The following is a 21,852-nucleotide window of genomic DNA, read 5'->3' as shown; positions in this document are numbered from 1 at the left end:
GAACCTGGCGGCGAATTCCTTATCATGAAGACAGGCACCGCGTTTCAAGCAGCAAGGAGGGATTCGATGAAAGCGGTCTCAGCTCGGAATCCGGACGTCTCGCTCTCCGCGAAAACGGGCAAAAGCAACTTTTGGAAAGTTGCGTTCCGGAACCGTTACTTGTATGCGATGTCCCTGCCTTTCGTCGTCTGGGTGTTCGTTTTCAGCTACTACCCGCTATGGGGATGGCTGATCGCGTTCCAGCGATGGAAGCCCGGCAAGTCGATCTGGGAACAGAAATGGGCCGGCCTCGACCAGTTCAAGACGCTCTTCCGGGACGACATGTTCTACCAGGTCATGCGCAACACGCTGGCGATGAGCGTCATGGGACTCGTCGCTACCTTCACGGTGCCGATTCTGTTCGCCGTCCTGCTGAACGAAATCCGGAACATGTTTTTCAAACGGGCGGTACAGACGATTTCCTACCTGCCCCATTTCGTGTCGTGGGCGGTCGCGACCAGCATCATCACGCGGATGCTGGCGGGCGAGAACGGCGTCGTGAACGATTTTCTGATGTGGCTCGGCATCCTCCATGAACCGATCCAGTGGATGGGGAAAGAGCATCTGTTCTGGGGCATCGTCACCGTATCCGACGCGTGGAAGGAGACGGGCTGGAACGCGATCATCTACCTGGCCGCGATGGCCGGCATCGGCCCCGAGCTGTACGAAGCGGCCAAAGTGGACGGCGCGAGCCGCCTGCGCCAGATTTGGCACATCACGCTGCCGGGCATCCGTTCGACCGTCATCGTGCTGATGATCCTGTCGATCGGCCATCTGATCAGCATCGGCTTCGAGAAACAGTTCCTGCTCGGCAACAACCTGGTTCGGGATTACTCCCAGGTTCTCGACCTGTACTCGCTGCAATACGGGCTGCAGATGAGCCGTTACTCTTTCGGCACCGCCATCAACATTTTCAATTCCGTCGTCAGCGTCATCTTGCTGTTCGCCGCGAACGGGCTGTTCAAGCGGATCGCCAAAGAAAGCATCATGTAAGGAGGGAGCCGCCATGGCCAGACGACGAATGACGAAAGGGGTTCCCTGGTCCGACCGTTTGCTCGACACCGTCATCGCGATCGCGATGATCGGCGTCGCGATCGTCACGCTGTATCCGTTCCTGAACGTGCTCGCGCTCTCGTTCAACGATTCGACGGACAGCGTCCGGGGAGGCATTACGGTATTCCCGCGGGAATTCACGCTCAAAAACTACAGCATCATTTTCTCGTTCGACGGCCTCGTGACCGGGTTCAAAATTTCGGTGCTCCGGACGGTCGTCGGCACGATCCTGGGGTTGATCAGCGCGTCCATGCTCGCTTACACGCTGGCCAGGCCGGACTTCCAAGGCCGCAAATTCGTATCGACCTACCTGGCGGTCACGATGTACGTTTCCGCGGGGCTCATTCCGTTCTATCTGCTGATCAAGGACCTGCACATGATGAATACGTTCGCGGTCTACGTGCTTCCCGGCCTCGTCAGCGCGTTCAACGTGTTCGTCATCCGGTCGTTCATCGACGGAATTCCCTACGCGCTGCAGGAATCGGCGAAGATCGACGGCGCCAGCGACTTCGCCATCTATTGGCGGGTCGTCCTGCCGATGGCGACGCCGGCGCTGGCGACGATCGCGCTGTTCCTTGCGGTCGGACAGTGGAACTCCTGGTTCGATACGTTCCTGTACAACGGTTCCAGCGACCATTTGACGACTTTGCAATACGAGTTGACGAAGGTGCTGCTCAGCACGACTTCCGGCAACAACGGGGATTACCGAAACACGAACATCACGCAGGTGCTGGCCACCGTTTCGCCGGAATCCGTCAAGATGGCGATCACGATCGTCGTCACGGTGCCGATCCTGCTCGTCTACCCGTTCTTGCAGCGCTACTTCGTGCGAGGCTTGACGCTTGGCGCCGTCAAAGGCTGAAGGACCTCAGCCGTACCGGACTCCGCGAATTTCGGTATCGACAGGCACAACCTGTTCATACGCATACGCTCCGTCATTCTCTTTACGATCTGGAGGGGTATAGAAGATGGCAAAACGAAGAAAATGGCCGGTTTTGCTCATGAGCACCGCGCTGTTTGCCGGACTGCTCGCCGGCTGCGGAGGCAAGGACAATAACGGCAGCGCCAGCCCGAGCGGCAGCGCCGCCGCAAGCGGCTCCGCGAGTCCATCGGCGTCGGCGTCCGCGCCCGCGGAAGATTTGAAACCGCTCACGCTCACCTACTACAGCGAAGACCCGAACCCGAACTGGGCGAACATGCAGGACGAGACGGGCAAATACATTACGGAGAAAACGGGCATCACGCTCGACGCGGAATTCGCCGTCGGCGACGCGGTGCAGAAATCCGCGCTGATCGCGACGAGCGGCAAATATCCGGATCTCATCAGCGCCAAGACCAGCATCAGCAAATTCGTCGACGCCGGCGCGGTGATCGACTTGACGGACCTGATCGACAAATACGGCCCGAACCTCAAGAAGGTTTACGGAGACGAATTGAAACGCCTGCGTTACAGCGAAGACGACCCTTCCATTTACGTGCTGCCCAGCTATGCCGGCGTAGGCCAAACGTATTTCGAAGCCGGCGGCGGGTTCGAGCTGCAGCACCGCGTCGTGAAAGAGCTCGGTTATCCGAGGATCCGCACGGTGCAGGATTTCGAGAACGCGATCAAGCAATATCTCGCCAAACACCCGACCGACGAGAACGGCAACAAGAACATCGGCCTGACGCTTAACGCGGACGACTGGCACATGTACATCTCCGTCACGAACCCGGCGTTCCTCACGACGGGCGGCGCGGACGACGGCGAATTCAACATCGACGTCGACACGTACAAAGTGACGTACCACTTCCTCCGGCCGGAGGAGAAGGAATACTTCCGCTGGCTGAACCACATGAACGCGGAAGGGCTGCTGGACAAGGAAAGCTTCGTGCAGAAATACGACCAATACAAGGCGAAAGTCGCTTCCGGCCGCGTGCTCGGCTTGATCGACCAGCTATGGGACTACGCGGACGGCGAGAAAGCGCTGAAAGCCGCAGGCAAGTTCGACCAGGCCTATGGCCATTATCCGGTTACGCTGAACGAGAACTTCAAGGACACGTCCTTCTGGCCGACGGGCTTCATGGCCGGCAGCGGCGTCGCGATTTCCAAGACGAACCCGGATCCGGTCCGGACGATCAAGTTCCTCGACTGGCTCGCTTCAGACGAAGGCCAAGTCCTGATCAACTGGGGGATCGAAGGCAAGCACTACACCGTCGAGAACGGCAAACGCGTGATGATCAAGGAAGTGAACGACCGCCGCATCAACGACGGCACCAACTTCCAGAAGGAATCGGGCATCGGCAACTACACCCTGCTGTCCGCGCATTACGGCGACGGAGTGAAAGATCCGACGGGCAACTATTACACGCTGAAATTCCCGGAGCAGCTGACGAACGACTACAGCGACGTGGAAAAAGAAGTGCTCAAAAACTACGGCGCGACGATCTGGAAGGACCTGTTCCCGAAAGAGGAAGAGTTCAAAGTCAAGCCTTGGGGCGCGGCGTGGAACATTCCGATCCCGTCGGACAGCGATTCTACCGTCATCGAAGAGAAGCTGAAGAACATTACTTGGAAAATGATTCCGAAAGCCATTCTGGCGAAGCCGGAAGAATTCGACGACATCTGGGACGATTACGTTTCCCAGCTGGAGAAAGCCGACGTGCACAAAGCCGAAGAGCTTCGCGCCGAACTCGTGAAAGCGCGCGTCAAGCTCTGGAACGAGTAAGCCAAGCGCCGCCCATTTTCGCGGGTACGGATGACGACCCGGGTTAAACGTACAGTCTCTGCATCCGTCCCCGACATATGTTAGCAGGGTGATGACTCATCACAAATCCCTAACAAATGGAGGCTGACAAACGATGAGTGCTGGAGTAGGAGTCGGGTTCGGCGGCGGCGCGGCGTTTGTGCTCGTACTGTTCATCCTGCTGGTGATCATCCTCGCTAGCGGCTGGTTCATCTAATCCGCATTCGGTTTCCAGGGCGGCGTTTCGCCGCCTGGGGAAGCATGAACGGCAAGGCCCGGTCAGTACGCTGACCGGCCTTTTTTCCGTTTATTTCCGGCTTAAGAAGCATAAACATGCAGGAGAAGGACGGCGGAGGCCGCCCGGGGCCTCAAATTTTGAGACCGCCGAGCAGGGGCATGATCATGCGCATGAGGCCGAATCCCATCTTGATCCCCGGCCATGCTTTGCCGAGCATTCCCAGCAACCCGCCCCCGCCTGCGCCCGCGCCGGCATTCGCCTGGCCGAATAACCCGCCAAGCCCGCCGCCGCCCGGCAAACCTCCGCCTCCCGGGAGGCCGCCGCCGAACGGAAATCCTCCGCCGAACCCCATGGCCGGGAACGGCGAGAACAAACCGCTCACCCGCGCTTGCTCCGCCCGCTTCAGGGCGGACGGGCCGAGTTTGCCCCGTCTCCGCTGTCCGGCGAGGGTCAGCGCGTTGTCTTCTACACCGGTAACCCACCCTACGTAAAAACTTCCGTCCTTCAACACGACGCATACGGGAAGCCCCATCCATTTCCGGGCTTCCTCCGCGGTCGGAGTTTGCGGCGCGCGTCCGATGTCGATCACCTCATTCGCGAGTATGAATCAACTTATTCGGTAAGCGGCCGTTCCGCTTGTACGTTTTCGGGCAAAACGCGTATTTGGACGATTGGAGGGGAATGAGAGATGGAAGCCGACCGGGGGAAGCTGCCGAAGCACGTGTTCGACCAAGCCGGCGAAGTGTTGGGGGAAGAATTTTGGCAGGAAATGTCCGAGCTGATTCCGGTCGCGGGCCCCCGCATCGACATGTACCATGAACCGGCAGCCGTCGTCGTGCTAGCCGAGCTCCCCGGCCTTCTTTCCCCCGACCAAATCGGCATCCGGCTGGAGGGCCAAACGCTGGAGCTTGAGGGGGAGCTCCCATGCCCCTATCCGGTCACCGAAAACCGGATCGTGCGGAGGGAGCGTTTTTTCGGCGTTTTCAAGCGATCGCTCGCGCTGCCGAAGCCGGTGGTCGCGGAAGCCGTCAAAGCCCGGTACGCGAAGGGATTGCTGATCATCGAGCTGCCGATCGCCGAAGCCGAGAGCCTCACCCGGATTCCGGTAGAATTCGAGCCGCCGGCGTCCCGCGCGAACGGGAAGGGCGAGAGTCCGTCTGACGGCGGGAGCGGAGACATAGAATAGAAGGAAACGGCGATCCCGAAAGGAAGCGAGGCCATGGTGCGCATAGAATTTGGAGATCTTCGCGTCGGCACGGTTTCCGGTTCGTCCGGCATTTTCACGGGAAGCAACGAGCAGCGGGGGTTCAAAAGCGTCGACAAACGAAACCAAGCTTTCGGGACGGTGAACGGAGAGCGTTTCCGGGCGGTTTTCGTCCGGAGCCGGCTTGAGGACCGGGACGCGACCGACTCGGAATTCCGCGGGCAGATGAACGAGCGGTGAGAAATCCGTTTCGCAAACGCGTCCGTCGCGGGCGGGATCCCGCAGACGCCGTGCTGCAGGATGTCAAAAGGCAATTCGGGGAATTGGACGAACGGTTCCGCCGCTTGGAGGAAAGCTTGAACCGGCTGCACGCCCGATTCCCGCAGGTGACGATCGAGCATCTGCAAATCCATCAGCCGGTGCTGGAGAAGCTGGAATTCCGCTTGGACGCGCTCGACATCGAGCAACTCAGCGGTTCCTTGAACCTGGGCAACAATTTCGGCGCCAAGCTGGCTTCTTCGGAGCGAAAGCGGGAAGAACCGCCCCGTACGCCGGAAGGGCGCGAACGGCCGGCGGCGGGGGCCGCCGCGCGAAGCCGGGACCCGGCCGGGCCTGCCGCCCCTTCCCGTTCCGGGGAGGGAATGGAGCGAACGTCGACCGGCTTTCGGGTGAACTATCGGAGGTGAAGGCATGTCTTCGTTCCTGTCCCCGCAGTTCGTCATCGGGTCGATTCGGATCGGGTCGGTGGAAAACGCTTCGTGCATCAACATGGGGAACAACTGGCCGACCGCGTTCGAAAGCCATCAGAAACTGACGCAGGGCTTCGGTTCCGTAAGCGGGGACCGCAACCTGGTGGCCGGCATCCGTTCGCTGCTGAACGACTCCGACTTTCTGGATATGCTGAACGTGGCGGACGGCGAGCTGCCGGCATGGCTGCGGGAGACGCTCGCCGAACGCCGGAACGCCGGATAGGCGGGGGTTTTGATCCGGTACAGGGCAAGCGAACAGGCGGAAATCCTTCCAGGGCATATGCTATCCCGACAGGCAGGCGTCTGATCCCTGAAGAGAGGAGATAGGAGCTTGGTTCCGATTACCCCCCTGACCCCGGCCGGCATCTCGCCGTTTATCGGCAAACCCGTGTGCGCCGTGATGCAGGACGGCACTCGCCATTTCGGCATTTTGCACGGCTGCGACGGCGGGCAGCTGTTTCTGAACGCGTTGCCCGGAGGTCCCGTGCTGGCATCCGTCGAACGCGGGAAAGCCCGCGGCGCCAAAACGGAGAAAGCCCAAACGAGGGCGTTTTTCGGCCCCTTCGGCGGTTTTGGCTTCGGCTTCGGCGCGATCGCGCTCAGCCTGGCGCTTTTGGCCGCCCTGTTCTTCATTCCGTGGTTTTGGATCTGACGGCCCGCGTGCCATCCGGAGGGATCCGTTCCGTTCCGGATGGCCGTCAATACATATCCGCAACACCAGACGTCCGCTTGAATAGGCTATGGTCGTAGGTTTCGTTCAACGGGGAGGCGATCGTTTGATGTTGCCCGGACAGAAAGCCAACGTCCTGTTCCGGAAGCTTCAGGTCAACGTCGTGGAGAATACGTCCGGCATTTTCATCGGCACGAACCAGGCGATCGGCTGGAGCTCGTACGGCAAGAGCAACCAAGGTTTCGGCAGCTGGAGCGGGGGGACGCTGACGAATGCCGTGAGCGCCGTGTACGATTCGGATTTGGTCGACGCGCCGATGCACGACGTCCGGAACATCCAGATTTACGAAACGGCGGGGAGCCGTCGGCAGACGAGCGTCGGTTTCCAAGCCATCCAGGCGAACGCGGTGGCGAACGGTTCGGCTATCGGTCTCGGGGACAACGATCAGCCGGGATGGAGGAGCGCGCGCAAAAACAATTACGGAAACGGAAAAGTGACGGGATCGAACCGTCTTCGGCAATTCGCCAGCTTTACGTTCGACAACGACGCGGTCGATACGCCGATTTCCATGGAGGGGGGAGTGACCGACGCTTCCGGAGTGGCGAAAAATATCCGGATCGTGCAAAACACCGAAGAGCCCTGACCGGAATATCGTAACCATATAGGCACTTACCGGGGGTGATAGCTTGGCGGTGTTCATCACGATGGCCGCGGGGGCGATCAATGTCAACGCCTTGAACAGGGGCAGCGCGGTAGCGGTCGGGGAAATCGCGCAACCAGGCTGGATAGAAATTCGGCGCCAACGTGGAGACCGTGTCCTCACGAACGTGTTCGACAACGATCTGTTGGATAACCCGATCACCGAAGCGCAGCCCTCGACTTCACTTCAGAACCAATCTTTATAGGCATTGGGGGAAACGACATGAGCAAAAAGCCCGAGAGACACCCATGCATCCGCTGCTCGCGAATGCCGGACGAAAACGACAAGTATTGCGCGGTGTGCGGGGCTCCGGTATTGAATCGCTGTTCCGACGAGCCCGGCATTTTGAAAAAAGGCTGTACGTTCGTGAACCCGCCGACGGCGGCCTATTGCGTGAAATGCGGCGAGCCGACTCTCTATCTGACGCATGGGCTGCTCCAGACCGCGTATCCGAGCGCGAACAAACCTTCGTCGATCGCGGGCTTTCGTTAAAGGACGGGTCGCATGGAAGCGAGAAAAGGCAAGCGCCTGGCAAGCAAATCCCATGCGTTTCCGGCGTATCGGCACGCCGGGAATTATTTCGTCCGCATTTTCCGCAAAGCCCGCAAAGGCGTCGTCTTCATCCGGGCCATCAAGGAAAACGAGTCCTACGAGCCGGCGGCGCCTTACTCGTATTTCTTCCCGGGGGAACCGGAACCGAATCTTACGGCCGTCGGCATCGGCACGGGCTTTATCATCCGCCGGGACGGCTTGATTTTGACAAGCGAGCACGTCGTGAACCGGCCCCGCCAAATTCTCGTCAAGCTGCATAACGGCCGAATTTATCAAGGCCGCCTGGTTTGGAGCGACGAGGATCAGGATATCGCGCTGCTGCGCATCCAAGCCCCCGTGCCGCTTACTCCTTTGCCGCTCGGATCGTCCGGGGCGAGCAAAGTCGGGGAGATCGTCATGTCCATCGGCAATCCGCTCGGGCTGGAGAATTCCATTACTTCCGGAATCATCAGCCGAAAGCACGACTCCGTTACCATTTCCGGGATCGAGATGAACGACCTGATCCAGACGGACTGCGCGATCAATCCGGGCAGCAGCGGGGGACCGCTCATCAACCTGCGGGGCCGGGTCATCGGCATGAACGCGTTCATGGCCAAGAACAAGAACGGACTCGGTTTCGCGCTCGGCATCGACGGGATCAAAGCGCGGATCCGGCCGTTCCTGCGGTAGGCGGCGTGCTTCGGGCGGAATGAAACAGGCTGCCCTCCGGCCATAAGACCGAGGACAGCCTGCGTGCTTGTTAGCTTGTTTTAACGCTTAACAGGTTGACGGGACTGCCGTAGGCCGACTCGGCCGCGGCCGGAGGCGTTCCGCGCGCCCGACGAACGCACGTTGCGGGTGAAGCTTCGCACGCTCGACGTCCGCACGGCTTGGGAAGAGCTCCGCGCGCCCGACGAACGGCGAAGGCCGGCGGACTTGCCCCGCCGTAGGCCCATGACCATCGCTTGGGAGAATCCCGCCGATCGGCCGCGGGAACGCGCGCATCCGCACGATCCCCATTGCTGCACCTGGCCGTGGGATCTTCCTCCGGAAGAGGAGGAACGGCTCGGGGATACCGTCCGGGTCGTAAGCACGCGGAACGCGTTCGCGGCTTTGACGGCGAACGACAACGGAGGCTCGACGGATTTGAAATGGATGAACATCAGCCTCGGATCGTCGAACAGCCAGTGGTTGTGCAGGGCGGTGACTTCGATGCCTTGGGCGCGCAACGCGGAGATGAACGGATTGATCTCCTCTTGCAAGATGACCGTCTCCCCCAAGTTCAGGGCATTGCCGCGGTTGTCCAAATCCTCGAACGAGAAAAAGGCGGCAAGGGCTAGAATGGAATTCGTCCGGCGGCCTTCGATGAGCGGGCGCAGGTTATCGCGGAGCCGGGTGACGGTGCACACTCCGTTGGCGACCTCGGCGGTGCCTCCCAAAATTCGCGCGAACTGCTGACAGAGCGGGCTTGGTATCATCATGGCCATACGTTATCTCTCCTCCTTGGATCGAGAATGGTACAAGATATGATCCGGGAGGAGCTGCCGCATGTTCGATGATCTATGAAATTCGAAAAATAGGGAGTTTCATATAACGGTCGCCGATCCTTCGAAGGCATCCGTCTTTCCGGGACCGAGCATCCGGAAGGCGAGGGTTCAGTCGTCCGCCCGCCCGGGGCCGCCGGTCAAATACGTCTCCACCAAAGTCGTCAACATGCGGATGCCGACCCGGTTATGACCGCCTTCGGGCAGGATGAGGTCCGCGTATTTTTTGGACGGCTCGATGAACGCCTCGTGCATCGGTTTGACCGTCTGCAAGTATTGGTCGCGGATGGACCGGATCGTCCGGCCGCGCTGCTCCAGATCGCGCATGACCCGGCGGAGAATGCGCACGTCCGGATCGGTGTCCACGAACACCTTGATGTCGAGCATTCCCCTCAAGTTTTCGTCCCAGAGGACAAGCAGTCCTTCGACGATGACGATCGGATTGGGCTGCAGCTTTAACGTTTCCGCGGAAGAGCGGGTGTGCAGCGTGAAATCGTACACGGGGCCGTCGACGGCTTGTCCGTCCTTCAGCCGCCGAAGATGCTCGGCGAGCAGCCCGTTGTCGAACGCGAGCGGATGATCGTAGTTCGTCTTGATCCGAGTAGGCATGTCGAGATGGGTCTGGTCCTTATAATAGTTGTCCTGGGAGATGAACGTCACCTTATCCGCTCCCAGTCGGTCGATGACGGAGCGGGCGACCGTCGTTTTGCCCGATCCGGTGCCTCCTGCGATTCCGATCATAAGCATGATGTTTTGCGAAACCTCCTGTGGCTGCGTACCGATTTCAATTCCAGTATTGTAGCATATCGGATCGTGTCGATACATCCGAATCTTGATGGAATCGCAGGGGTCTTGGTATAATCAGGGAAACAATCGCCGCGCGTGACTGGCGTAACGCGGATGACCGCGGGGGAGCGCGCGGAATACGAGCCGTACGCCTGGGCAGAGGTAAGGGGGATTTTCCTCCTTGCCTCTTTCTGTTTTCTTAACCATTTTCGAGAGAGGAAGATGATGCATGGAAAAGCAACCTCTGATTTTGGACGGAAACCGGGTGGCGGACCGCATCAAGGAACGGTTGAAAACGAGGATCGGCCGGCTCGCGGAAAGGGGAATCGTCCCTTGCCTCGCGACGATTCTGGTGGGAGACCATCCGTCTTCGGCCACCTACGTGAAAATGAAAGGCAACGCGTGCCGGCGTCTGGGCATGGAATCGACGGCCGTTCACCTTCCGCAGTCGACGGCGACGGAAGAGTTGATCGCCAAAATCCGGGAGTTAAACGAGAATCCGCAGGTCCACGGGATTCTGCTTCAGCATCCCGTTCCGCCTCAGATCGACGAGCGTGCCGCCTTCGACGCGATCGACATCGGGAAAGACGTGGACGGCGTCACGACGCTGGGATTCGCCCGGAACGCGTTCGGATTCGCGCATTACCCGTCCTGCACGCCGGCGGCGATCCTGGCGATGCTGGATGATTATCGGATTCCGATCGAGGGCAGGCATGCCGTCGTCGTCGGACGCAGCCCGATCCTGGGCAAGCCGGTGTCCGCCATGCTGCTGAACCGCAACGCGACGGTGACGGTCTGCCATTCGAGAACGACGGGCCTGGCGGATCTCGTTCGCCTGGCCGACATCGTCGTCGCCGCGGTGGGGAAACCGAAGTTCGTGCAAGGGGAGTGGATCAAGCCGGGGGCCGTCGTCATGGATGCCGGGTACAACGAAGGCAATGTCGGCGACGTCGATTACGAGGCTTGCGCCCGGAACGCGTCCGCCATTACGCCGGTGCCCGGGGGAGTCGGGCCCGTCACGATCGCGACGTTGCTGAAGCATACCGTGGAAGCGGCGGAAAGAGCCGTTTCGGCCGATTGAAGCCGTCTGATGGGCACACCGATTTACATCATAGCCAAAGCAGAAGCCAGCCTGGGCGGCTGGCTTTTGCTGTCGGCGATGGGCTTGATCTCGGAGCGGGCCAACGTTCGCCGTTCGCGACTGGGCTTGACGGATGCCGCATCGTCGAGGGCGACGTGGCGCTAACGGACAGGACGGCCGTTATTGGGGGGAATCTTGCTCACCCGGCGATCTAACGGACACGGGTGCTCTTATTCGGTTGATGGGTAACCTGATCCGGCGGTTTCCGGGAAAATAAGGGCTCGGGTGTCCGTTACAGTGGGAACGTGGTCTTATATTGCCATATAACGTCTCCGGTGTCCGTTACGATTCATCGCTGCCTAAGACCAGCCTCCTCCGTCGGACTGGGGAAGGGTCAGCCCATTGCACGTCCGGTTGGACGGGTATTCGTTGCCGAACGAAACACGATTGGAATGATCCGGCGGAACGGCCCGTACAATGGAAGTGCGGCAACTTGTCCGCCGGGGAGGAATTGATCCGTGGAACATCCATCCATTCTAGGCATCGGAACGGCCGTTCCGGCCTATCTTCTCGATCAGGAAGACACGCTGGCCCGAATCAGCGGGGCGCTTCGGGATCGACCGGACGCCGCGAGATGGGCGAAGCGCATCTTCGCCCGCTGCGGCGTGGATACGCGTTATACCTGCGAACCCAATCTCCTGGAGCCTGCGGAACGGTGCCGGTACGTTTCTTCGGCAGGCGGGCCCCCCATCGCCACCACCGAGGAGCGGATGGCCGCGTACCGGAAGGAAGCGGCGCGGCTTGCGGCGGAAGCGGCCCGCAAGGCGCTCGCGGACGGCCGGATCCGGCCCGGGGACGTCACCCATCTGTTCGCGGTGACCTGCACCGGCTTCTTCCTGCCGGGTTTGGACGCGGAGCTGGCTTGGGAGCTGGATTTGCCGGCGGACGTCGAGCGGTTTCCGCTGACGTTCCAGGGCTGCGCGGCCGGCATGACGGCGCTGCGGATGTCGGAAGCCGTCGTCCGCGGCCGTCCGGACGCCAAGGCGTTAATCGTCGCCGTGGAGCTTTGCACGTTGCACATCCAGCCTTCCCTGGACAAGGAGGAATTGTACTCCGCCTCCTTCTTCGGCGACGGGGCTTCGGCTTGCGTCGTCGGCCGGGCATCGGCGGAGCGGCCCGGCGCGTTCGCCTTGCGGGAGGCGCGGGCCGTGCCGTTCCCCGGTACCCGGGACCGCATGCGGTGGTCCGTCGGGAATCACGGCTTCCGCCTGCACCTGTCCTCGGAAATCCCCGAATTGATCGGGCGTTTCGTACCGCCGGCGTTCGAGGAGTTCTGGGGCGGGAGAGAACGGCCGGAGCTGTGGGCGATCCACCCCGGCGGCAAAGGAATCGTCGACGCGCTTCAAGCCGCCTTCCGGCTCTCGGACGAGCAGACGGCCGACAGCCGATCCGTGCTGCGCCGTTTCGGCAACATGTCCTCCGCCACCATCTTGTTCGTCCTGAACGGACTAAGAGAGCGGCTTCGCGGAGGCGGCGCCGGGGAGAAGGCGGGGTTCGCCGCGGCGTTCGGGCCCGGCATGACGGCCGAATTCCTTCGTTTCGACTATCGGCCGTCATGAGCCGCGGGGGCTTTTTATCGCGCCGGGCTTCCGAACCCGAGTACATGGACGATTTGCGCGTTGGAGGCGAGGAACTGCGGGAAGCGCTGCGCCATCTGCGGAGGCTGAACCGGATTTTCGGGGCTTCCGGCCCGGCGCTGTACGGCGTCCGGACGCTATGGGGGGAAGCGGGCAAGCCCGGACGTCTGACGATTCTGGACGTCGGCTCCGGATCGGGGGAACTCAACCGCCGCATCCTGCGGTGGGGCGACCGGCAAGGCATGGACCTCAAGGTGACGCTGGCCGACGTGACCGACGAAGCCGAGGCGGAGTCGAAGCGGATCTACCGGAACGAGCCGCGGGTCCGTTTCGAGAAGCGAAGCGTGTTCGAGCTGCGGCACGGCGAGGCGGATATCGTGACCGCCTCCCAGTTCCTTCACCATTTTCCTACGGAAGAGCTGCCGGCCGTGCTGGATCGGATGCTCGCTGCCGCCCGGATCGGCGTGGTGATCCACGACCTGCACCGGCACTGGCTGCCCTGGACGGCCGTGTGGGTCGCGGTCCGCTGCTTCTCCCGCAACCGCTGCATCCGGCATGACGGCCCGTTGTCCGTGGCGAAAGGCTTCCGGGGACCGGAATTCCGCGATCTCGCCGCGCGGCTGAACGGCGCGGGGCTGATCTGCCGGTGGCGGCCGTTGTTCCGCTATACGGTGACGTTGCGCAAATCCCGAACGGGAGGGCGGGGCGGATGAAGGCGGATTGCGACGTCGCGGTCATCGGCGCCGGCGTGGCCGGCAGCGCCATGGCGGACGCGATGGCCCGGCGGGGCTGGGAGACCGCTCTGATCGACAAGGAGGTTTTCCCCAGGCACAAAGCGTGCGGCGAATTCCTATCGCCGGAATCCGCGGGCATCCTGCGGCGGCTCGATCAACTCGGAACCGTAGAGGCGCTGAATCCGCCGGCGATTACCTCGGTCAGGCTGCATTCGGAACGGGGCGTTTCGCTGGAAATCCCTTTGCCGGGCACGGCCTGGGGGATAAGTCGCCACGCGCTTGACGCGAAGCTGCAGCAGTCCGCGCGGATGCGGGGAGTCCGCCTGTTGACCGGTTGGACGGCAGCGGCGGTCGAAAAGAACGGATGCGGGGATTACAGCATCGATCTTCGCGGCAGGGACAGTGGCAACCTGCGGCTGACGGCCCGTTCGGTCATCGCGGCGTGGGGAAGGAGGCCTCCAAACGGGTTCCTAACGCCCGTTCATCGCCGAGGCCGGTCCTATGTCGGCTTGAAATCGCACTTCACCGGATTCGACTCGAGCCCGGCGGTCGATCTTTATTTTTTTCGGGGCGGCTATTTCGGCGTGTCGCCCGTCGAGGGCGAGCGGCTGAACGCCGCCGCCCTCCTGGATCGCGCCGGACTGAACCGGCGGGAGACGGGCGGCGCGCTCCGGGAGATTTGGGGCTCGGCGGCCGAGCGGATTCCCGCGCTCCGGGAACGGTTCGACAAAGCCGAGGCCGTTCCCGGCACCCAGGCCGCGACGTACCCGGTCCGGATCCCGACCGAACCGTCGCCGTGGAACGGGCTGCCTTGCATCGGCGACGCGGCCGCGGTCATTCCGCCTTTCTGCGGGGACGGCATGGCGATGGCTTTGCGCTCCGTGGAGCTCTGCGTCCCGCTGGCCGACGCCTATCTCCGCGGAACTTGCTCCCTTGAGGAGTGGAGAAGCGCGTATACCCGGCATTACCATCGGCATTTCGCGGGACCTCTGCGATGGGGCGGATGGATGAACCGCCTGTTGGCTTATCCGACCGCCGCCGCATGGCTGCTGCGAATCGGATCGGTCGCGCCGGAAACCGCCAGGCGCCTTGTGCGGGCGACCCGGCTGGGCGACTGAGTCCGGCAGCGGAACGGGAGGTGGGCGTTTGAGTCGGAGGATGGCGGAGTTGGCCGCCGCATATGGCCGCTGGATCGTCCGGGGTTGGTTGTTGCTTGCCGCGCTTGCGCTCCCGCTGGCCCTCAAGCTGCCAAGCGTGCTGGGAGATCACGGACTGGTGACGGACGGCGCGTTCGCCCAAGCCCAAACCCGGCTGGAGCGCGAGTTCCTTCTGCCGGAAGAACCTTTGTATCTGTTGTTCCATGACCCGTCCGACCGCCCGGAAAAGACGTTCCGCGAACGGATTTCGCGCTTCCTGGACGAAGCCGACCGCGTCAGCGGGGTGAACGTGGCGGCTTCCCCGCTCAATAAGCCCGGGATGAAGCGGGGCGGGTACGCCTACGCCATGCTGACGTTGCCCGGCTCCCCCCGGGAGAGAAGCGAAGCGATCGATCGGCTACGCGGGAGAATCGCGGCGGCCGGTCCGGGCATGGAGATCGCCATGACCGGTAAAACCGTCGTGCAAGAAGACGTGAACCGCTCCAGCAAACGCGACCTGCTCGCGGCGGAGGCCATCGGCGTGCCCGCCGCTTTCGTCTTGCTGGCCTTATCGCTCGGCGGACTGCTGCCGGCGGCCATTCCGATCGCGGCAGGATGCATCTCCACCGTAATCGCCATGGCGGCGTTGTACGGAATCGGCGCTCTCTCCGGGGCGACTTTATCCGTTTTCGTGCAAGACGTCATCCCCATGGTGGGCATGGCCGTCAGCATCGATTTCGCCTTGTTGATCGTCAGCCGTTTCGGGGAGGAGAAAGCCCGAAGAGCAGAGCCGGATGCGCTGGAGGCCGCGTTCCGCACGTCGGGCCGGGCCGTCGCCGTATCCGTCTGCTGCGTGCTGCTGGCCGTCGCCGGGACGCTCTGGATCCGCATGCCCATTTTCCGCTCGGTGGCGCTCGGCACTTTGGTTGTCCTGGCGGTCTCGGCCGTCGTCAATCTGACGTTCGTTCCGGCCATGCTCTACGTTTTGCGCAGGCGGATCCCCGCCCGCATCGAGCGAAGCGGCGGCCTGCTGCGAATCTGGATTTCTTCCGTCATGAGGAAGCCCGGTGTTTGGGCCGTCTTCGCGCTGGCCGTAATGGCCGCTTGCTGGCTTCCCGTCCGAACGATGCAGCTCGGCGTTCCCGGTCCCGAGTCGCTGCCGAAGAATCAGGAGTCAAGGCTGGCCTCGGAGCTCCTCTTGGAGCGTTTTCAGCCTTGGAACGTTACGCCGGTGTATGTGATCGCCGCCGCCGGCCGCGGCGAAACGGGCATTTCCGCGGAATCGATCGGGAGGATCCTGCAAGGGGATCCGAGGGTTCTCGGCATCGACGGAACAGCTGCGCGCGCAAAGTCGGATGCTGCCCTATTGACCGTATGGCTGCGGGGGGATCCGGCTTCCGAGGAGACGAGGCGGTGGGTCCGAAATTTCGAGGCGGCGCTGGCGGATACGGGCGCGTTGATCGGAGGGGAGGCGAAGTACCGTCAAGAGGTGCACGACGAGGTGTTCGGGCGGATCGCGCCCGCGCTCGGGTTCATCTTGCTGTCCAACGGGCTCGTGCTGGCCGCGGCGTTCCGGTCGCTGTTGCTGCCGATCAAAGCGGTGCTGATGAACCTGGCCGGCATCGCGGCGTCATTCGGCTTGCTCGCTTGGTTGTTTCAAGCCGGCCGGTTCGGATTGGAACCGACCGATATCGCGATCATGATCCCGGTGTTCGTCTTCGGCCTGGCTTTCGGCGTCAGCATGGATTACGGCGTCTTCCTGCTGTCGCGGATTTACGAGTCCTATCGGGAGACGGGAGACCATGACGCCGCCGTGAGGGAAGGACTGGCCTCGTCCGGGCGGATCATCACCGCGGCCGCGGCCATCATGATCGCGGTGACCGCGCCGTTCGCCGTTGCGGGCGTATCCGGCGTGAAGCAGCTCGGCATCGGAATCGCCGCGGCGCTGTTCCTGGACGCGACCCTCATCCGGATGGTGCTGGTGCCCGCCCTCATGAAGCTGCTGGGGAAATGGAACTGGTGGATGCCGTTCGCCAAGCCGTAATCCGCCTGTCCACGCGATCGATCCAAATCGGGAGAAATCATCGGGAGGGGTACGGGTATCGGACTTTTATCGGATTTCACGCGGTCAGACAGCCCTATATCCGATTCGCGGCGCCTGTCCGCGCGGATGCAGTGGAGTAGAATGGAAGAGGAGCCGAAATTCAATTGCCAAGGAGGAGATCAGGCATGTCTATGAATCTGAAAGCGGAGGTCCGCAGCGCGTTCACGCGTTCCGCCGTCCGGGAGCTGCGGCTGGCGAAGAAGGTGCCCGCGGTCGTGTACGGGAAAGCCGCCGAGCCGCTGGCGATCGCGCTCGAGCGGAAGGACGCCCTTCGGGCGATCCAACATCCGAACGCGCTGCTGCAGCTGGAGATACCGGGTCAGCCGCCCCGTCAGGTCGTGCTTCATGCCGTGGAGCGGCATCCGCTCGATCGATCCGTACTGGCCGTCGATTTTCACCAGGTGAACGCGAAGGAGAAGATCAAAGCGTTCGTTCATATCGTGCCGCTGCCCGATCCGGAAGGCAAAACCATTCCTTATCAAATGTTCCTTCACGAGCTTCACGTTGAGAGCCTGCCCGACCGGATCCCGGCTTCCATCGAGCTGGATTTGGCGCCGGTTCGAGGTGGGAAGCCGATTTTGGTCCAGGATTTGCCCGTGCCGAAAGACGTGCACGTCTTGAACCGTCCCGACGAAGTGGTCGCCGCTCCGTTCCATCCGGCCGCTTCCGCGACGCAGGAAGAGGCGGGCTGAGCCGCGTATCCGCCCGAAACGAAAGCAGCAGGCCGAATCGGCCTGCTGCTTTTGTTATCCGCGTTCGATGACTGTTATGACGGCATGGAGATTTTCACCGTTTTGGCAACGGAATCCCATTCGACGTCCGCGCCCAAGGATTCCGCGATGAAACGGGCCGGCACGAGCGTCCGGCTGTTGAGGACGACGGGGGGAGCCTCCAAGGGAACGGGCTTTCCGTCGACTTCCGCGACCGGGCTGCCGATCGTGAGGGAGATCTTCCGATCCCCTTTCGCCGCCTGAACGGTTCGGGTGTCCGGATCCCAAGTCATGTCCGCTTCGAGAACTTCGAAGATTTTGCGAAGCGGGACCATGACGCGGTCGCGGACGATCGCCGGCTGCTGATCGAAATCGACGGGAGATCCGTTAATCTCGACGGTAACGGGGTCTTTCACAAGTCGTTCCGATGCGTAACCGGGAATCCAGACGGGCGTGGTGCGATACCACTGCGTCCCGTCTCCCACGTAACCGTTGCCCCAAGCCCACAGGGTGTTGTCTTGACGGATCGCCAGCGCGCGGAAGCCGATGCCGCTCGAAGCGATTTTTTTGATTTTTTTCAGCCCCGGTATTGGGGTGGGTACCTTACGGTCTTCATAGGAACCGATGCCGAGCTGCCCCCCGACGTTGTCGCCGTTGGTCCATACGGTGCCGTCTTTTTTGAGGTACAGGGGACCGCCGGCCGAAGAGGCGATTGCCGCGACGTCGCGAATCGTCTGGAGCCGGACCGGTTTCGGACGGGGCTCGGTCGTTCCGTCTCCGATTTCCCCGTCCGCGTTGATTCCCCATGCCCACACCGTCCCGTCGCTATCCAAAGCGTGGGCGTTGCCGGCGCCGACCGCGATTTGAACGATATCCCGCAATCCTTCCACTTGCTCCAACGCGAAACGGCCGGCGGGCGCCCATACGGTGCCGTCTTTCTTCAACACGATATACCCGGCGTACCCCATGGAGATGGAAGCCACGTTCGCGTACGCCTCCAGTTTGACCGGCCGCTTGCCGATGAACGCTCCCCACGCCCACACGGTTCCGTCCGCCCGTACGGCAAAGCTGGAGTTCCAATCCGCGGCGATCGAAACGACGTCCGTAACCCCTTCCACTTGATGCGGAACGGACTGGTCATGGTCGACGAGCGTGCGTCCCGATCCGTTTTCCAGTTCGGTTTCGTAACCGTTGCCGAGCTGCCCGCCTTCATTGCCGCCCCATGCCCAGACGGTTCCGTCTTGTTTAAGCGCCAAGGAATGGGAGGAGCCCGCCGCGACCTGAACGGCGCCGGTCAGCCCTTCGACGCGGGCCGGCACGCTGCCGCGCGGGTGATCCGTGCCGTTATCCCCGGTCCCCCATTCCCACACGGTGCCGTCCTGCTTGATGGCAAGGCTGTGGACGGATCCCGCGGAGATTTCGGACCATCCGGCCGGCGGCGGAAAGCTTTCCGCCGCAGCGATGCCATGAGGACGGACCATGACAAACGCAAAGGCCATTACCAGAAATGCCCGTTTTTTCATTGCCAACGTCTCCGTTCGAGCGGAAGTGAGTGGAATCAACGCTGGGATTTTGTTTTCGACACGAACTTGCCGTCTCCTGCCGATGAGTTAGACTAACCCGCGTTCATTTTTCGAATGAAATCTGGTTGAAGGTGGAAATTCTAGAGAAAGACGAGTTCCATCATTTGCTTGGGAGACGGCAATATGAACAATTTCCGGAACCGGTACCGGAGCCGGCGCTACAAAGCGCATGTCAGCCTGGTCGGCACCACGCAGCTGCATTTGAGGAGTCCTTTTACCATCGCCTTATGGTCTGTGGCCTTTCCCGGCTTCGGCCACCTGCTGCTCAACAAATATTTGCGGGGCTATGCGTTGGTCGTTTGGGAAATGTTCATCAACCAGAAAATCCATCTGAACCTGGCGATGGTCTATTCGTTCAACGGGCAATTCCAGGCGGCGAGGGAGGTGCTCGATCCCCGCTTTATGTCGTTGTATATTCCCGTGTACCTGTTCGCGATTTGGGACAGCTACCGGACGGCGGTCGACATTAACAAAGTGTATTTGCTCGCCCATCGGGAAAATTCCCGGTTTAGTACGTACAGCATCGGAGCGTTCGAAATCAATTACCTCGACAAACGGCCGCCTTGGCTCGCCGCCGTCTGGTCCATGGGCATCCCGAGCACGGGGCAGCTGTACCTGCATCGGATCATCCTGGCGTTTTTCACTCTGGCCTATACGATTATCCTCATCGCGCAATCCCGTTTGCTGCTGGCGATTCACCATTTGATCCTCGGGGAAATCAAGGCAGCCTCGGCCGTCGTGGATCCGCAATGGCTGATGTACGTTCCTTCCTTCTACTTCTTCACGATTTACGACGCCTATACCACTTCCGTGGAAAACAACAAATTGTTCGTCGACGAGCAGCGCAATTTTCTCCTGCGCAACTATCAACCGGCCGGCACGGTCATTCCGGCGGGAAGCAAGGTGGAGTAATGCAAATTTTCGCCACGTTCGAGCATTCCACTTTTTTGGAGATGGCCATATCGGAGCTCGAATCCAAAGGAATCAGAGGCATTTACGCGCTGCCTTTGGATTCGCGACAAGGACAAGCCCGGCTGATCGACAGCCTTCATCGGGCGGACGGAACGTCCTTCGTCGACAAGGGCTTTATCCTGGCCTTCATGTTCAGCACCATCGGAGCGAGCAAAGGCTTCGTATGGGCTTGGGGGCCGGTGATTTGGGGGTTGATCGGGGCGGGGACCGGTTTCCTGCTGGGCGTGTTGATCAACGCGGCCGCGTTTTACCTGAAGAACCGAAAGCTCAAGCGCCGCAAAATCAAGGGCCTGAAGAGCGAGGTCATTCTCATCGTGACGTGCGAAGAGGGGCAGTCCGTTTTGGCGGAGGATATCCTGTGGGATCATTTCGCTCTGGGCATGGCGAAGACGAAATAAGGAAGGGCGCGGCGCGCTCCTCCTTTATTTGGGATGGTTCGAATTCAACCACTTGGTCAGGAATGCCTTTACCAGCGAAACATCGAACTCTCCCGTACCGTATAGGTCCGTTAAGGAATCGACCAATAAAAACGGGAGCAATCCGATCACGATCAACGCAAGGACAAGTCCGACCGATAGATAACGGACGATTCTGAGCGGGGCCATCGCCTCATCTCCTTCGTTTCGTTGGGTTCCCTTTTCATTCAATATGTTTATAGGTGACGAAATTTTAGTAGATTCGGCGATTTTTTTATAAAATGAAGGGGAGAGAGGTTGGACGGGGGGAGACGGAAGGATGGCGGACCAAGGATTGTTTCGATTGGACTTGTCGGACCGGGGCCTGGAGAAATGGTCGCCGCGCGTTTACGCCTACTATTTCAAACATTGGAACGGGTTCCGGATGCCCTTCCACCGGCACGATTCCACGGAGGTCATGTACGTCATCAGCGGGTCGTGCCGGGTAGAAGTGCAAGACGGGAGAGCGCCCGCGGATGCCGTTCCGGCCCAGATCGCGCTGAAGAAAAACGACTTCATCGTCGTTGGGGAAGGGATCAGCCACCGATTGACGGTCGACTCGACCTGCCGGATGCTGAACGTCGAATTCGGCTTCGTGACCGGCGCCGACGGTCCGTCCTTCATCGGCGAGCTGGCGGCCTCCGAGGGAAGGCTGGAAGCCTTGCTGCGTTCCGATGTCCCCTATTTGGTTTTACGGGACGCCGACGAGGTGTACCATTCGCTGAAAAATTTGGTGTTGGAGCTGGACGGCCAAGGGGGCGAGATCGGCGGGTTGTCCGCGATCCTCTTGGCGGAATTGCTCGTATGGATCGCGCGGCTGAAGGAAGAAGGGGCGGCGGGCGATCCGCTGGCGGAGAACCGTTACGTCCGGCAAAGCCTGGAGTACTTGCGCCAAAATTACGACCGCGGCATTCAGGTGAAAGACGTGGCGTCCTCGGTCAATCTTCACCCGGGCTATTTGCAGCGGATTTTCCGTTCGGTCACGGGCAGCACCTTGATCGAAACGTTGACGGAGCTCCGGATGGACAAGGCGAAAATGCTGCTCCGGCAAACGAACGTACCCGTGACGGACATCTACGACTACGTGGGCATCGGAAGCCGGCAATATTTCCACGCCTTGTTCAAGAAGCATACCGGCATGACGCCGATGGAATACCGGGAATCGGCCGGGACCGAACGGTGGAACTATACGGAAAGTTAGGA

The 21,852-nt window shown here is 61.1% G+C and carries 28 protein-coding genes and 1 riboswitch; of the genes, 23 read left to right on the top strand and 5 right to left on the bottom strand.

Going from position 1 to position 21,852, the window contains the following annotated elements; translation table 11 throughout:
- Window positions 1-66 precede the first annotated feature (66 nt).
- The 4 genes from PTZ19_RS10865 to yjcZ all read left to right on the top strand — a co-directional run bounded on the left by PTZ19_RS10865 (window position 67) and on the right by yjcZ (window position 4,032).
- A complete protein-coding gene (locus PTZ19_RS10865; RefSeq protein WP_276354392.1) occupies window positions 67-1,032 on the top strand; it encodes an ABC transporter permease in 966 nt (321 codons plus the stop codon).
- 13 nt (window positions 1,033-1,045) lie between these two features.
- Window positions 1,046-1,954, top strand: coding sequence for a carbohydrate ABC transporter permease (locus tag PTZ19_RS10860; RefSeq protein ID WP_276354391.1), 909 nt, complete (start codon window positions 1,046-1,048; stop codon window positions 1,952-1,954).
- A 106-nt stretch (window positions 1,955-2,060) separates the two neighbouring features.
- Window positions 2,061-3,797 carry an ABC transporter substrate-binding protein gene (locus PTZ19_RS10855; RefSeq protein WP_276354389.1) on the top strand — a complete coding sequence of 579 codons (1,737 nt, stop codon included), beginning with the start codon at window positions 2,061-2,063 and terminating at the stop codon, window positions 3,795-3,797.
- Between the two features lie 133 nt (window positions 3,798-3,930).
- A complete protein-coding gene (yjcZ, locus tag PTZ19_RS10850; RefSeq protein ID WP_276354386.1) occupies window positions 3,931-4,032 on the top strand; it encodes a sporulation protein YjcZ in 102 nt (33 codons plus the stop codon).
- A gap of 151 nt (window positions 4,033-4,183) precedes the next feature.
- Here the strand turns inward: yjcZ and PTZ19_RS10845 are convergent, their stop codons facing one another.
- Window positions 4,184-4,585 (bottom strand): hypothetical protein, encoded by a 402-nt coding sequence (locus tag PTZ19_RS10845; RefSeq protein ID WP_276354384.1) that lies wholly within the window; start codon window positions 4,583-4,585, stop codon window positions 4,184-4,186.
- A 156-nt stretch (window positions 4,586-4,741) separates the two neighbouring features.
- Between PTZ19_RS10845 and PTZ19_RS10840 the strand changes: the two genes are divergently transcribed.
- From PTZ19_RS10840 to PTZ19_RS10800, 9 genes are all read left to right on the top strand, one after another.
- Window positions 4,742-5,239 (top strand): Hsp20/alpha crystallin family protein, encoded by a 498-nt coding sequence (locus PTZ19_RS10840; RefSeq protein ID WP_276354382.1) that lies wholly within the window; start codon window positions 4,742-4,744, stop codon window positions 5,237-5,239.
- Window positions 5,240-5,272: 33 nt separating this feature from the next.
- Window positions 5,273-5,497, top strand: a complete 225-nt coding sequence (locus tag PTZ19_RS10835; protein ID WP_276354380.1) for a hypothetical protein — start codon at window positions 5,273-5,275, stop codon at window positions 5,495-5,497.
- Complete coding sequence (locus PTZ19_RS10830) at window positions 5,494-5,943, top strand: hypothetical protein (RefSeq protein ID WP_276354377.1); 450 nt, start codon at window positions 5,494-5,496, stop codon at window positions 5,941-5,943. Before PTZ19_RS10835 ends, PTZ19_RS10830 begins: the two co-directional genes overlap by 4 nt.
- A gap of 4 nt (window positions 5,944-5,947) precedes the next feature.
- Window positions 5,948-6,229, top strand: a complete 282-nt coding sequence (locus tag PTZ19_RS10825) for a hypothetical protein (RefSeq protein WP_276354375.1) — start codon at window positions 5,948-5,950, stop codon at window positions 6,227-6,229.
- Between the two features lie 108 nt (window positions 6,230-6,337).
- On the top strand, window positions 6,338-6,658 hold the full coding sequence (locus PTZ19_RS10820; protein ID WP_276354374.1) for a hypothetical protein: 321 nt from the start codon (window positions 6,338-6,340) through the stop codon (window positions 6,656-6,658).
- Window positions 6,659-6,782: 124 nt separating this feature from the next.
- The gene (locus tag PTZ19_RS10815; RefSeq protein WP_276354373.1) at window positions 6,783-7,319 is read left to right on the top strand and encodes a hypothetical protein; all 537 of its coding nucleotides are present in this window, start codon (window positions 6,783-6,785) and stop codon (window positions 7,317-7,319) included.
- Window positions 7,320-7,368: 49 nt separating this feature from the next.
- Window positions 7,369-7,581 (top strand): hypothetical protein, encoded by a 213-nt coding sequence (locus PTZ19_RS10810; protein WP_276354628.1) that lies wholly within the window; start codon window positions 7,369-7,371, stop codon window positions 7,579-7,581.
- A 17-nt stretch (window positions 7,582-7,598) separates the two neighbouring features.
- Window positions 7,599-7,868: a hypothetical protein gene (locus PTZ19_RS10805; RefSeq protein ID WP_276354372.1), complete on the top strand. Its 270-nt coding sequence runs from the start codon at window positions 7,599-7,601 to the stop codon at window positions 7,866-7,868.
- 12 nt (window positions 7,869-7,880) lie between these two features.
- Window positions 7,881-8,597 (top strand): S1C family serine protease, encoded by a 717-nt coding sequence (locus tag PTZ19_RS10800; RefSeq protein ID WP_276354369.1) that lies wholly within the window; start codon window positions 7,881-7,883, stop codon window positions 8,595-8,597.
- 80 nt (window positions 8,598-8,677) lie between these two features.
- Here the strand turns inward: PTZ19_RS10800 and PTZ19_RS10795 are convergent, their stop codons facing one another.
- Window positions 8,678-9,394 carry a DUF1259 domain-containing protein gene (locus PTZ19_RS10795; RefSeq protein ID WP_276354368.1) on the bottom strand — a complete coding sequence of 239 codons (717 nt, stop codon included), beginning with the start codon at window positions 9,392-9,394 and terminating at the stop codon, window positions 8,678-8,680.
- Window positions 9,395-9,562: 168 nt separating this feature from the next.
- A complete protein-coding gene (gene udk / locus PTZ19_RS10790) occupies window positions 9,563-10,198 on the bottom strand; it encodes a uridine kinase (protein WP_276354367.1) in 636 nt (211 codons plus the stop codon).
- A gap of 125 nt (window positions 10,199-10,323) precedes the next feature.
- A riboswitch (ZMP/ZTP riboswitch) is annotated at window positions 10,324-10,402 on the top strand.
- Between the two features lie 64 nt (window positions 10,403-10,466).
- Here udk and PTZ19_RS10785 point away from each other — a divergent pair.
- The 7 genes from PTZ19_RS10785 to PTZ19_RS10755 all read left to right on the top strand — a co-directional run bounded on the left by PTZ19_RS10785 (window position 10,467) and on the right by PTZ19_RS10755 (window position 17,621).
- On the top strand, window positions 10,467-11,318 hold the full coding sequence (locus PTZ19_RS10785; RefSeq protein WP_276354366.1) for a bifunctional 5,10-methylenetetrahydrofolate dehydrogenase/5,10-methenyltetrahydrofolate cyclohydrolase: 852 nt from the start codon (window positions 10,467-10,469) through the stop codon (window positions 11,316-11,318).
- A 9-nt stretch (window positions 11,319-11,327) separates the two neighbouring features.
- On the top strand, window positions 11,328-11,483 hold the full coding sequence (locus PTZ19_RS10780; RefSeq protein ID WP_276354365.1) for a hypothetical protein: 156 nt from the start codon (window positions 11,328-11,330) through the stop codon (window positions 11,481-11,483).
- A gap of 353 nt (window positions 11,484-11,836) precedes the next feature.
- Window positions 11,837-12,937 carry a type III polyketide synthase gene (locus PTZ19_RS10775; RefSeq protein WP_276354363.1) on the top strand — a complete coding sequence of 367 codons (1,101 nt, stop codon included), beginning with the start codon at window positions 11,837-11,839 and terminating at the stop codon, window positions 12,935-12,937.
- Window positions 12,938-12,981: 44 nt separating this feature from the next.
- The gene (locus PTZ19_RS10770; protein ID WP_276354361.1) at window positions 12,982-13,668 is read left to right on the top strand and encodes a methyltransferase domain-containing protein; all 687 of its coding nucleotides are present in this window, start codon (window positions 12,982-12,984) and stop codon (window positions 13,666-13,668) included.
- Window positions 13,665-14,807 carry an NAD(P)/FAD-dependent oxidoreductase gene (locus PTZ19_RS10765; protein ID WP_276354359.1) on the top strand — a complete coding sequence of 381 codons (1,143 nt, stop codon included), beginning with the start codon at window positions 13,665-13,667 and terminating at the stop codon, window positions 14,805-14,807. The genes PTZ19_RS10770 and PTZ19_RS10765 overlap by 4 nt, the downstream gene beginning before the upstream one ends.
- Window positions 14,808-14,835: 28 nt before the next feature.
- Window positions 14,836-16,869 carry an MMPL family transporter gene (locus PTZ19_RS10760; protein ID WP_276354357.1) on the top strand — a complete coding sequence of 678 codons (2,034 nt, stop codon included), beginning with the start codon at window positions 14,836-14,838 and terminating at the stop codon, window positions 16,867-16,869.
- A 185-nt stretch (window positions 16,870-17,054) separates the two neighbouring features.
- Window positions 17,055-17,621, top strand: a complete 567-nt coding sequence (locus tag PTZ19_RS10755) for a 50S ribosomal protein L25 (RefSeq protein WP_276354356.1) — start codon at window positions 17,055-17,057, stop codon at window positions 17,619-17,621.
- A 74-nt stretch (window positions 17,622-17,695) separates the two neighbouring features.
- On the opposite strand, the gene PTZ19_RS10750 is transcribed toward PTZ19_RS10755, so the two are convergent.
- On the bottom strand, window positions 17,696-19,162 hold the full coding sequence (locus PTZ19_RS10750; RefSeq protein WP_276354355.1) for a stalk domain-containing protein: 1,467 nt from the start codon (window positions 19,160-19,162) through the stop codon (window positions 17,696-17,698).
- A 183-nt stretch (window positions 19,163-19,345) separates the two neighbouring features.
- Between PTZ19_RS10750 and PTZ19_RS10745 the strand changes: the two genes are divergently transcribed.
- A complete protein-coding gene (locus PTZ19_RS10745) occupies window positions 19,346-20,134 on the top strand; it encodes a hypothetical protein (RefSeq protein WP_276354353.1) in 789 nt (262 codons plus the stop codon).
- Window positions 20,134-20,592, top strand: a complete 459-nt coding sequence (locus tag PTZ19_RS10740) for a hypothetical protein (protein WP_276354352.1) — start codon at window positions 20,134-20,136, stop codon at window positions 20,590-20,592. The genes PTZ19_RS10745 and PTZ19_RS10740 overlap by 1 nt, the downstream gene beginning before the upstream one ends.
- Window positions 20,593-20,616: 24 nt before the next feature.
- Here PTZ19_RS10740 and PTZ19_RS10735 read toward each other — a convergent pair whose 3' ends face one another.
- A complete protein-coding gene (locus PTZ19_RS10735; RefSeq protein WP_276354350.1) occupies window positions 20,617-20,799 on the bottom strand; it encodes a hypothetical protein in 183 nt (60 codons plus the stop codon).
- Between the two features lie 130 nt (window positions 20,800-20,929).
- Between PTZ19_RS10735 and PTZ19_RS10730 the strand changes: the two genes are divergently transcribed.
- On the top strand, window positions 20,930-21,850 hold the full coding sequence (locus PTZ19_RS10730; protein WP_276354349.1) for an AraC family transcriptional regulator: 921 nt from the start codon (window positions 20,930-20,932) through the stop codon (window positions 21,848-21,850).
- The last annotated feature ends 2 nt before the right edge of the window (window positions 21,851-21,852 follow it).

This window comes from Cohnella caldifontis (genome assembly GCF_029360585.1).
In the GTDB taxonomy this organism is placed as follows: domain Bacteria; phylum Bacillota; class Bacilli; order Paenibacillales; family Paenibacillaceae; genus Cohnella; species Cohnella caldifontis.
The sequence above is the reverse complement of the archived record's forward strand: the minus strand, read 5'-3'. Positions and strand labels throughout refer to the sequence as shown.

Excerpts from the sequence above, each read along its gene's own strand:
- PTZ19_RS10865 (WP_276354392.1), top strand. The coding sequence starts at position 67 with ATGAAAGCGGTCTCAGCTCGGAATCCGGACGTCTCGCTCTCCGCGAAA.
- PTZ19_RS10860 (WP_276354391.1), top strand. The coding sequence starts at position 1,046 with ATGGCCAGACGACGAATGACGAAAGGGGTTCCCTGGTCCGACCGTTTG.
- PTZ19_RS10855 (WP_276354389.1), top strand. The coding sequence starts at position 2,061 with ATGGCAAAACGAAGAAAATGGCCGGTTTTGCTCATGAGCACCGCGCTG.
- yjcZ (WP_276354386.1), top strand. The coding sequence starts at position 3,931 with ATGAGTGCTGGAGTAGGAGTCGGGTTCGGCGGCGGCGCGGCGTTTGTG.
- PTZ19_RS10845 (WP_276354384.1), bottom strand. The coding sequence starts at position 4,585 with ATGGGGCTTCCCGTATGCGTCGTGTTGAAGGACGGAAGTTTTTACGTA.
- PTZ19_RS10840 (WP_276354382.1), top strand. The coding sequence starts at position 4,742 with ATGGAAGCCGACCGGGGGAAGCTGCCGAAGCACGTGTTCGACCAAGCC.
- PTZ19_RS10835 (WP_276354380.1), top strand. The coding sequence starts at position 5,273 with ATGGTGCGCATAGAATTTGGAGATCTTCGCGTCGGCACGGTTTCCGGT.
- PTZ19_RS10825 (WP_276354375.1), top strand. The coding sequence starts at position 5,948 with ATGTCTTCGTTCCTGTCCCCGCAGTTCGTCATCGGGTCGATTCGGATC.
- PTZ19_RS10805 (WP_276354372.1), top strand. The coding sequence starts at position 7,599 with ATGAGCAAAAAGCCCGAGAGACACCCATGCATCCGCTGCTCGCGAATG.
- PTZ19_RS10800 (WP_276354369.1), top strand. The coding sequence starts at position 7,881 with ATGGAAGCGAGAAAAGGCAAGCGCCTGGCAAGCAAATCCCATGCGTTT.
- PTZ19_RS10795 (WP_276354368.1), bottom strand. The coding sequence starts at position 9,394 with ATGGCCATGATGATACCAAGCCCGCTCTGTCAGCAGTTCGCGCGAATT.
- udk (WP_276354367.1), bottom strand. The coding sequence starts at position 10,198 with ATGCTTATGATCGGAATCGCAGGAGGCACCGGATCGGGCAAAACGACG.
- PTZ19_RS10785 (WP_276354366.1), top strand. The coding sequence starts at position 10,467 with ATGGAAAAGCAACCTCTGATTTTGGACGGAAACCGGGTGGCGGACCGC.
- PTZ19_RS10780 (WP_276354365.1), top strand. The coding sequence starts at position 11,328 with ATGGGCACACCGATTTACATCATAGCCAAAGCAGAAGCCAGCCTGGGC.
- PTZ19_RS10770 (WP_276354361.1), top strand. The coding sequence starts at position 12,982 with ATGGACGATTTGCGCGTTGGAGGCGAGGAACTGCGGGAAGCGCTGCGC.
- PTZ19_RS10765 (WP_276354359.1), top strand. The coding sequence starts at position 13,665 with ATGAAGGCGGATTGCGACGTCGCGGTCATCGGCGCCGGCGTGGCCGGC.
- PTZ19_RS10755 (WP_276354356.1), top strand. The coding sequence starts at position 17,055 with ATGTCTATGAATCTGAAAGCGGAGGTCCGCAGCGCGTTCACGCGTTCC.
- PTZ19_RS10750 (WP_276354355.1), bottom strand. The coding sequence starts at position 19,162 with ATGAAAAAACGGGCATTTCTGGTAATGGCCTTTGCGTTTGTCATGGTC.
- PTZ19_RS10745 (WP_276354353.1), top strand. The coding sequence starts at position 19,346 with ATGAACAATTTCCGGAACCGGTACCGGAGCCGGCGCTACAAAGCGCAT.
- PTZ19_RS10740 (WP_276354352.1), top strand. The coding sequence starts at position 20,134 with ATGCAAATTTTCGCCACGTTCGAGCATTCCACTTTTTTGGAGATGGCC.
- PTZ19_RS10735 (WP_276354350.1), bottom strand. The coding sequence starts at position 20,799 with ATGGCCCCGCTCAGAATCGTCCGTTATCTATCGGTCGGACTTGTCCTT.
- PTZ19_RS10730 (WP_276354349.1), top strand. The coding sequence starts at position 20,930 with ATGGCGGACCAAGGATTGTTTCGATTGGACTTGTCGGACCGGGGCCTG.